This window comes from Kitasatospora sp. DSM 101779 (genome assembly GCF_025655475.1).
Lineage (GTDB): Bacteria > Actinomycetota > Actinomycetes > Streptomycetales > Streptomycetaceae > Kitasatospora.
Map to the genome: position 1 here is coordinate 4,130,808 of NZ_JAHTIK010000001.1, position 8,010 is coordinate 4,138,817.

At 75.1% G+C, this 8,010-nt stretch carries 7 protein-coding genes; 2 read left to right on the forward strand and 5 right to left on the reverse strand.

The genetic code is table 11. The features are described from left to right. Positions 1–1,218, forward strand: a 1,218-nt coding sequence (locus KSNIM_RS18750) for a peptidoglycan-binding protein (protein WP_263104369.1), incomplete at its 5' end; no start/stop codon positions are given. A gap of 7 nt (positions 1,219–1,225) precedes the next feature. Here KSNIM_RS18750 and KSNIM_RS18755 read toward each other — a convergent pair. From KSNIM_RS18755 to KSNIM_RS18775, 5 genes are all read right to left on the reverse strand, one after another. After that, complete coding sequence (locus KSNIM_RS18755) at positions 1,226–1,900, reverse strand: TrmH family RNA methyltransferase (RefSeq protein WP_411543738.1); 675 nt, start codon at positions 1,898–1,900, stop codon at positions 1,226–1,228. Continuing rightward, positions 1,897–4,011 (reverse strand): FUSC family protein, encoded by a 2,115-nt coding sequence (locus KSNIM_RS18760; RefSeq protein ID WP_263104370.1) that lies wholly within the window; start codon positions 4,009–4,011, stop codon positions 1,897–1,899. The genes KSNIM_RS18755 and KSNIM_RS18760 overlap by 4 nt, the downstream gene beginning before the upstream one ends. A gap of 10 nt (positions 4,012–4,021) precedes the next feature. Continuing rightward, a complete protein-coding gene (locus KSNIM_RS18765) occupies positions 4,022–5,080 on the reverse strand; it encodes an HTTM domain-containing protein (RefSeq protein ID WP_263104371.1) in 1,059 nt (352 codons plus the stop codon). Beyond that, positions 5,077–5,706 carry a DUF5819 family protein gene (locus tag KSNIM_RS18770; RefSeq protein WP_263104372.1) on the reverse strand — a complete coding sequence of 210 codons (630 nt, stop codon included), beginning with the start codon at positions 5,704–5,706 and terminating at the stop codon, positions 5,077–5,079. The genes KSNIM_RS18765 and KSNIM_RS18770 overlap by 4 nt, the downstream gene beginning before the upstream one ends. A gap of 177 nt (positions 5,707–5,883) precedes the next feature. Beyond that, positions 5,884–7,068, reverse strand: a complete 1,185-nt coding sequence (locus KSNIM_RS18775) for a rhodanese-like domain-containing protein (protein ID WP_263104373.1) — start codon at positions 7,066–7,068, stop codon at positions 5,884–5,886. Positions 7,069–7,428: 360 nt separating this feature from the next. Between KSNIM_RS18775 and KSNIM_RS18780 the strand changes: the two genes are divergently transcribed. After that, the coding region (locus KSNIM_RS18780) for a PAS domain-containing protein (RefSeq protein WP_263104374.1) at positions 7,429–8,010 on the forward strand (582 nt) is incomplete at its 3' end.

Consider the following 8,010-nt stretch of genomic DNA (forward strand, 5'->3'; position numbering starts at 1 on the left):
GCCGGGCCCGCCGTCCGGGGCGCCCGCCGAGCCGCCGTCCTGGTCGCGGCGGTCGGTACCGTTCTCGGCGGTGCCACCAGCGCCATAGCCGCCGCCCCGCGGGCCGCCGCCGCGGACACCCCCGCCCCCACCCCGACCTCCCCCCAGGGCGAGGTCGCCGGACCCTTCGGCGACGACGGCGAGCAGCCCCGCGCCCTGCTGCGCGCCACCACCCGCGAGGAGATCATCGCCCGCGCCCAGGTGTGGGTGGACAAAAAGGTGCCGTACTCGATGAGCCGGTACTGGTCGGACGGCTACCGCCAGGACTGCTCCGGCTTCATCTCGATGGCCTGGGGCCTGGGCAGCAGTCAGACCACCTGGACGCTGCCGAACTTCGCCGACCGGATCGCCAAGGAGGACCTGCAGCCCGGCGACGCGCTGATCTACAACGACTCGGCCAACCCGCAGGGCGGCTCGCACGCCGTGCTCTTCGGCGGCTGGACGGACTCCACCCACACCCGCTACACCGCGTACGAGCAGACCAGCCCGAACACGATCAAGCGCAGCACCCCGTACGCCTACTGGAGCCACTCCGGCTCCTACCTGCCGTACCGCTACCGGGGCGTCGCCGCCGCGACGGACGGAGAGGCCTTCCCCGGGCTGATGTGGTTCGGCCCCGGCCAGACCAACCCGTACGTGAAGCGGCTCGGCGAGCTGCTGGTGCAGCGCGGCGGCGGGCGGTTCTACGCCGAGGGCGCGGACGCGACCTGGAGCGAGTCGGACCGCAGCGCGACCCGGGCGTTCCAGCAGGCGCAGGGCTGGACGGGCACCGAGGCGGACGGCGTCCCGGGCAAGGACACCTGGGCGCTGCTGGTCGCCGGCCGCGGCCGCGACATCCCTGCCGGGGCCCCGCAACCGGTGCCGCCGCCCGTGCCCACCGTGCCGCCCGTGCCCACGGTCCCGACCGTTCCCCCGGTGCCGCGGGTCCCGGGGGCGCCCGCGCCGGCCTTCCCCGGGACGGACGCCTTCGGTCCGGGCCGGGTGAACGCCGCCGTGCAGCTGCTCGGCGAGCAGCTGGTCCGCAAGGGCTTCGGCGGGTACTACCTCGTCGGCCCCGGCCCGGAGTGGACGGAGAGCGACCGGCGCAACGTCGAGGCGTTCGAGCTGGCGCAGGGCTGGACGGGCATCGAGGCGGACGGCTACCCCGGTCCGCACACCTGGCGCCTGCTGTTCGGCTGAACCGGGCTCAGGGGCGGCCGACGCCGGCGCCGTGCACCCGCACCCAGGCGTGCATGGCGATGGCGGCGGCCGCCCCTGCGTTGATCGACCGGGTGGAGCCGAACTGGGCGATCGAGCAGACCGCGGCGGAGTGCTCCCAGGCCTCCGGGGTCAGCCCGGGGCCCTCCTGCCCGAACAGCAGCACGCAGCGCTCGGGCAGTTCGTAGGTCTCCAGCGGGACGGCGCCGGGCAGGTTGTCGATGCCGATCAGCGGCAGCCCCTCGGCTGCGGCGAAGGCGGCCAGCGAGGCGACCGACTCGTGGTGGCGGACGTGCTGGTAGCGGTCGGTGACCATGGCGCCGCGCCGGTTCCAGCGGCGCCGGCCGACGATGTGCACCTGCTCGGCCAGGAAGGCGTTGGCGGTGCGCACCACCGAACCGATGTTGAAGTCGTGCTGCCAGTTCTCCACGGCCACGTGGAAGCCGTGCCGCCGGGTGTCGAGGTCGGCGACGATCGCCTCGCGGGTCCAGTACCGGTAGCGGTCCACCACGTTGCGGCGGTCGCCGGCGACCAGCAGGTCGCGGTCCCAGTGGTCGCCCTCGGGCCACGGCCCGGGGTGCGGGCCGACGCCGATCTCGCGGTCCTCGGGCACGAAGGCGTCGTCGTACTGCTCGCCCTCGTGGGGCACTCCGGTGTCGCTCACGCCCCCGAGGGTACGCGGCGCGGCCGGACGGCCCGCTCCAGGTCGTCGAGCGCCTGCAGCATCAGCTTGGCCCCGGCCCGGGCCACCACCGCGCGGTCCTCGTGCCCGGGCACGGCGTCCCCGATCGGATACCCGTCCCAGCGGGCGTAGGCCTCCCGCAGCCCGGCGAAGTCCACCGGCTCGCCGATCAGCACGCCGGCCGCGGCGATCGCCGTGGCGTACTTGAGCTCCTCGGCGAAGTCGCCGGCGCCGGCGACCGGCGGGCTGTCCCGGTGCGGCAGGTGGGCCTCCATCAGGACGGCGCTGCGGGCGAGGAGTCCGACCGCGGTGCGGGCCTTGTCGAGCTGCTTGCGGCTGATCTCGGGCAGCCGGTCGGCGTGCCTGACCGGCTCGGCGTCGGCCCGTTCGAGCGCCTCCATCAGCTCGGCGCGGGCCTCCCGGGAGTCGAGCAGGGCGTCCCGCACCCCGCGGTCGTCGCGGCCCGCCGGATCCCCGTACGCCTCGAGCACGGCCGCGCCGTAGCGGCCGGCCGCGGCCAGCCACTCGGCGAGCCGCTCCGCGAGGCGCGCGGTCTGCCAGGTGGGGAAGAGCGCGTACGCGCCGAGCGCGATGGCACCGCCGAGCAGGGTGAGCAGGACGCGCTCCAGTGCGGTCTCCAGCGGGTCGCCGGCCTGCAGTCCGAGCAGGAAGACCACGTAGGAGGAGACGCAGGCGGTGGTGAACGCGTAGCCGGTGCGGATGGTCAGGTAGGCGCCGGCGATGCAGACCACGGCGAGGGCGGCGGAGAGCCAGGCGCCAGGGTCCAGCAGCTGCACGACGGCGGTGCTGACGGCCACCCCGACCACCGTCCCGGCCAGCCGGGCCACGCCGCGGCTGAAGGTCTGGGCGAAGTCGGGCCGCATCACCATGGCCGCGGTCAGCGGCGCCCAGTAGCCGTGGTGCAGCCCCAGCGGGCGGGCGGCCAGGTAGGAGAGGGTCACCACGGCGGACATCCGTACGGCGTGCTGGAAGACCGCGGAGCGAGGCTGCAGCTGCCGCCGGACGGTCCGCAGGGCGACCGGCACGATCTTCGCCAGCGACGGGCGGCGCAGCTGCGGTCCGGTCGTCGGCACGACGGTGCGGTCCTGCCGGTCGAGGGCGCCCGTCGCCCGGGAGAGCTGGGAGGCGAGGCGCTTGGCGGCGCGGCGGGCGGGGCCGGTCAGTTCGGGGCTCTGGGCGGCCTCGGCGAGGGTGAGCGCAGGGGTGGTGGTGGGCGGCCGGACGGCCTCGCCGGCCCGGACGGCGGCGGCGATGGCGTCCAGGAGTTCGGCCGCGGCGGTGAGGATCTCGCGGGCCAGGTCGCGTCCGGGTCCCTCGGCAGGGGCGCCGACCGCCGGGTCGGCGAGGGCGGCGAGGGCGGGCCTGATGTGCTCGGCGACGGCCCGCAGACCGCGCATCTCGGGCGGCCGGTGCCGGGCCTGCCAGCCCGTCAGGGCACCGGCCCGACGGGCGGTCATGAACGGCTCGGGGTCGACGGCGGCGACCGGGTCGTGGCGCAGCCGGCGGGCGTAGTCGCCGAGTTCGGCGTAGGCGTCGGCCAGGGCTTCGCGGTGGCCGCGCCAGCGGTCGACCGGCCAGAGCAGTGTGACCAGTGCCTGGACGGCCCCGCCGAGGGCGCAGAGCAGGCCGTGGCCGACGGCGCTGATCAGGCTGACGGGCAGTTGGACGACGACCAGCATCACGGAGATCGTGGTGGCGGCGACCGTCCCGCCGGTCGGTCCGATCGCCCAGATCATGCCGGCGCCGAACGCCCAGACGGCGAGCAGCACCGGGAAGGCGCCGGGCACGCCGACGGCGGCGTAGCCGAGGAAGGTGCTGATGCCGAGGCCGAGACCTGCGCCGACGGCGATCGAGGCGCGCGGGCGGAACGTCCGCTGGAAGGTCGCGGTGCCGGCGATGAATCCGCCCATCGCGGCCGAGGTGGCCGAGCCGGTGCCGGCCACCGCCAGCACCGGGAAGAGCACCAGGCCGACGGCGAGTGCCCCGCGCACGGCCCGCCGCGGGTCGGAGAGTTCACGGGCCGGGACGAGTCCGGCCTTCGCAGTCTCCCGAAGTGCGACAGACCAGGGCATGTCGGGCAGTCTAGGGCGAGGGCGGTCGCGTTGCCGGGAGGCGTACGGCGGCCCGGAGCCGTCCGGCGGCGGGCCGGCACAGGGTGCCCACCCGCACCAGGAAGGCGGTGGGCAGGAAGACCAGGTCGGCGGCGATCATCGCCAGCGAGAAGAACGGCAGCCCGAGGACGACCGCGATCGCGCAGTGCTCGGCGATCATCAGGGCCAGCAGCGCGTTCTTGAGGCGCCGGTTGGCCAGCGTGAACGGGAAGGCCACCTGAAGGATCACCGTGCCGTAGCTGAGCACGAAGGTGACCAGCAGGCTGGAGCCGAGCAGCGCCGACAGCTCCGGCCAGGGCGTGAAGTAGTCGAGGCGGAGCGGGTAGTGCAGGGCGGTGCCGTCCTGCCAGCGGGAGCCCTGCACCTTGTACCAGCCGGCCGTGGAGTAGATCAGCACCACCTGCGCGGCGATGATCACCATGCCGCAGTTGTGCAGCATGGTGACGAGCGCGTCCCGGACGGCCCGCAGCTCCCCCACGGGGGCGGCCGGAGCGGCCGGGTCGGCGCGGCGGGCCCGGCGCCGGGCGTCCAGCGACCACACCAGGCCGGAGCGGACGAGCACCAGGTACATCGCCATCAGGTGCACCACGTTGTCGCCGCCGTCGCCGACCAGCACATTGCGGTTCTGCAGGGAGAGCACGGTGACGGCGAAGAGCACGGCGCTCGCCCGGGTGCGCCAGCCCAGCACCATCAGCAGGGCGGCGAGGATCCCCAGGTGGTAGACGGTCTCGAACCACAGCCGGCCGTCCGACCAGGACAGCACGGTGAAGGCGTGGGTCGCGGAGAGCAGTGTGTCGGAGAGGTCGGCGGACCACGGCGAGCGGTCGCCGTAGAGCACCCGCCGGTTCGGCCATTCGCGGAGCAGGAAGCCGAGCCAGGCGAGGCCGAAGCCGATCCGGACCACCGCCGCCTGGTGGCGGCCGAAGACCGTCCCGGTGAAGGCGTCGAAGAGCCGCTCGAAGCGGGTGGGTGCCGGCTCGGGCCGCACCGGGGCGGCGTCCGCGGCGGGTTCGGTGGCGGTTCCGCTCACAGCAGCCCCCGGTAGTCGTCCTCGTTCACCGGCCACCACGGCAGTTCCTTGTACGGGGTGGACTCGCCGGGTTCCTCGGTGCTCCAGGCGGGCGGCGGGACGGCCTTCGCCGCCGAGCGGAACTGGATCTGCAGGATGCGCTCGCCGCCGGCGGTGCGGCCGAACCGCTGCAGGGCTATCCGCTTGAGGTACTCCTCGGCGAGCTTGCCGCGCTGGCCGGGCACGGCGCCGTCCTCCGCGGGATGGCTGGATTCGTAGAAGTCCCAGGCGCGGCGCAGCATGTTCTGGTCGACGTGGCTCGGCGCCGGGTTGTGGCGTATCGCGGCGGCGTCCTGGACGGACAGGCCGACCCAGTCGCGGGTGTGCACCTCGCCGTCGTCGGCGATGGTCTGCACCCGGGCGTCGACGGTGATGTTCTGCTGCAGCGGGTTGGGCGCGAACAGCTTCCAGTTCTGCTCGAACTCGGGGTAGACGAGTCCGTCCAGCTGCTGCCGGTACTCCTGGGAGAGCGCGTTGGACGGGGCGTTGTGCAGGAACAGCGCGCCGAGCAATATCGCCGTCCCGCCGATCATGCCCGCCCCGGAGAGGCAGAGCACGGTGAGGGCGGGGATGGACCAGGTGCGCACGCGGTGTCCTCCCCTACGGCTGCTGCGGCACGGTTCGCCCGGTCATCCTGCCGTACCGGCGCGCCGGGGGACAGGGCCGGAGGGCGGACCGGGGCGTCACGGCGGACGGGAGGGCGCCACAACGGCGAGGGGCCCACCGGAGCGGGCCCCTGTGCCGGGCGGGAAGTCGGGGTTCGGTCAGAGGACGAACGGGTCCCGGCCGTCGGTGCCGACCATCGGGCGGCCGGCGGCCTCCCAGGCGAACATGCCGCCGTCCACGTTGACCGCGTCCCGGCCCTGCGCGACCAGGTACTGGACGACCTGGGCGGAGCGGCCGCCGACCCGGCAGAGCACGTACAGCCTGCCGTCGGGCAGCTCGTCGATCCGGGCGACGACCTGGCCGATCGGGACGTGCAGCGCGCCGTCCACGTGGCCGGCGTCCCACTCGTCCTGCTCACGGACGTCGAGCAGTGCGGCGTCGGCCGGCACGGACGCGGCGTCGGTGGTGGGCAGCGCTTGCGCGAACATCGTCGGGTTCTCCTGGGCGTGGGTGCGGGGGCGGGGCTGCGAGGGGTCCTCCCCTCCATTGTGCCGACCGGCCGGCGCAGATCCCGGCACGACGTCGTCGCCGAGCAGCCGCTCCAGGTCGGCGCGCCGCTCGGAGGCGCGGGCGAGGAGCTGTTCGGCGAGCTCCTCCAGCAGCCGCTCCGGCTCCTGCGGGGCGAGCAGCAGCAGCTCGCCCATCGGGGTGCGCTCCAGCCTGACCTGCTCGGTGGCGAGCTGGCCGATCCGCGCGGTCAGCCACTCCAGGCGGCGCAGCAGCCAGTCGGGCCGGTCGGGGGAGTCCGGGTGGGGCGCGGTCTCCGGTGCGGTCGACCACTCGCCGGCCAGCTCCTCCAGGCCGGCGGTGTCGCCCTGCGCGTACGCCTCGTTGACCCGGGCGATGAAGGCGGAGCGGCGCTCCTGCTCGGCCGGGTCGGTGGTGAGGTCCGGGTGGGCGCGGCGGGCGAGGTCGCGGTAGATCCGCTGGGCGTCCCGGTCCGGGCGGACCTTGGCGGCGGCCGGCGGCTCGGGTGCGAGGTCGGCGGCGGCCGGGTCGTCCGGCTCGGCGACCCGGCTGCGGGCCTCGGCCGCACGGCGCAGCGCCTCCGGGTCCCCGGTGCGGACGGCGACGGCCTCGGCGATCAGGGCGTCCAGCTCGTCGAGACGGGCGTAGAGCGGGCCGAGCAGCTGGTGGTGGACCAGTGCGAAGTTGTCGATCTCCACCCGGAGGGTGGCGACGTCGACGTCGAGGGTCAGCCAGGCCAGCTCGGCGGCGGCCACCCGCTCCTCGAGCAGCAGCCGATCCTGCTCGCTCCACTGGACGGGGCTCTCCGCGCTCACCAGTCCGCCTCCGCATGCACCCGGTCTCCGAGCCTGCCACCCTACCGGGGGGCCGGACCGGTCCGCGGGGCCCGTCTCCGAGTACCCCTTCCGGTTGAACCCGCAGCGCACACGGGCGCTCACCCAGTGACACGCAACTGATACCGAGGAATCTCCGCGATTCGCTGTCGGACCCGGCCCCGCACGTGCTTCGCTGGAGGGTGCCTCCGTGCTGTGCCGCGCCCGTGCACGAGTGCCGCCCGGAGGCCGGCGTAGAAAAGATGGGACACACAGGAGCGGCCGGAGACAAGGGACCGGTGCGCCGCGCCGACTCAGCGGCCGCTCCCGGGCAGGGCGGCCAGGCGGGAGCAGACCGAACCGATGGTGGACGAGCCGAACTCCGCACCGACACCGCGAGACGCGCTGGGTGACCCTCCCTCCGGGGTGGTCGCCCTGCTGCGCGTCGCCGCGGTGATGGTCGACCCGGACGGCCGGATCGCGCTCTGGAACCGCGCCGCGGAGGAGCTCTTCGGGCACCGGGCCGAGGTCGCCTGCGGCCGCACCGCCTCCGGCCTGCTGCCCGCCGTCGAGCCCCGCCCGGAGACCGGCTCGCCGCGTCCGGGCGCGGCACCGAGGCGCTGCGACGCCCTGGACACCCTGGACGACCTGACCCAGCTCGACATCCCCTGGTCCGGCGCGATGGCCGTGGTCGACCGCGAGGAGCGGCTGCGCGACGTCATCTGGTGGGCCTACCCGCTGGTCGAGCCGACCGGGCGCAGTCTGCTGGCGCTGGCCGCGGACGCCCGGCCGCTGCGGGCCGGCGGGCCGCGGATCGCCCTCGGGGAGCGGCTGCTGGCGTACGCCGCGGCACCGGCCGCGACCGGCACCTTCCACCGGGTCTCCCCCGCCTTCGCCCCGGTCGGTCCGGGCGGCGCGGCGCCGCTGGACGGACTGCTGCCGCGC

What these genes read in the sequence shown, in the direction of transcription:
- KSNIM_RS18760 (WP_263104370.1), bottom strand. Translation starts at nt 4,011, where the DNA reads ATGCCCTGGTCTGTCGCACTTCGGGAGACTGCGAAGGCCGGACTCGTC.